Raw genomic sequence first — 729 nt, forward strand, 5'->3', positions numbered from 1 at the left:
TAGGCACTTACAATTATAGAGATATTTGTGCTTTTTTAATATCAAAAATTAAAATAACGGTCAGTGACTATTTCACCAACCGTTAAAAATATATAACCTAAAAAAACCTTATCTCTATTGAGATAAGGTCTGTAGTGAGCCATAGAGGATTCGAACCTCTGACCCTCTGATTAAAAGTCAGATGCTCTACCAACTGAGCTAATGGCTCTAATGGCTGGGCTAGCTGGATTCGAACCAGCGCGTGACGGAGTCAAAGTCCGTTGCCTTACCGCTTGGCTATAGCCCATTAATGGTGGAGGGGGGCAGATTCGAACTGCCGAACCCGAAGGAGCGGATTTACAGTCCGCCGCGTTTAGCCACTTCGCTACCCCTCCATATGTAATGAAGAAAAAATGGTGGAGAATGACGGGTTCGAACCGCCGACCCTCTGCTTGTAAGGCAGATGCTCTCCCAGCTGAGCTAATTCTCCATAATTCAAATGACCCCTACGGGACTCGAACCCGTGTTACCGCCGTGAAAGGGCGGTGTCTTAACCGCTTGACCAAGGGGCCATGGCTCCACAGGTAGGACTCGAACCTACGACCGATCGGTTAACAGCCGATAGCTCTACCACTGAGCTACTGTGGAATAATAAAATAACCTGGCACCGTCCTACTCTCGCGGAACGTCAGTCCGACTACCATCGGCGCTAAAGAGCTTAACTTCTGTGTTCGGCATGGGAACAGGTGT

At 48.1% G+C, this 729-nt stretch carries 6 tRNA genes and 1 rRNA gene; all 7 read right to left on the reverse strand.

From position 1 onward, the window contains the following. Positions 1-135 precede the first annotated feature (135 nt). A tRNA-Lys gene (locus CD118_RS11285) sits at positions 136-208 on the reverse strand. A 3-nt stretch (positions 209-211) separates the two neighbouring features. After that, positions 212-286: transfer RNA gene (locus CD118_RS11290), tRNA-Gln, on the reverse strand. Positions 287-290: 4 nt separating this feature from the next. Next, a tRNA-Tyr gene (locus CD118_RS11295) sits at positions 291-374 on the reverse strand. A 19-nt stretch (positions 375-393) separates the two neighbouring features. Then, a tRNA-Val gene (locus tag CD118_RS11300) sits at positions 394-469 on the reverse strand. Between the two features lie 10 nt (positions 470-479). Then, positions 480-551, reverse strand: a tRNA-Glu gene (locus CD118_RS11305). A 1-nt stretch (position 552) separates the two neighbouring features. Beyond that, positions 553-627: transfer RNA gene (locus CD118_RS11310), tRNA-Asn, on the reverse strand. An 11-nt stretch (positions 628-638) separates the two neighbouring features. Then, a 5S ribosomal RNA gene (gene rrf / locus CD118_RS11315) occupies positions 639-729 on the reverse strand; the annotation flags it as partial.

It is taken from the genome of Staphylococcus coagulans, from assembly GCF_002901995.1.
In the GTDB taxonomy this organism is placed as follows: domain Bacteria; phylum Bacillota; class Bacilli; order Staphylococcales; family Staphylococcaceae; genus Staphylococcus; species Staphylococcus coagulans.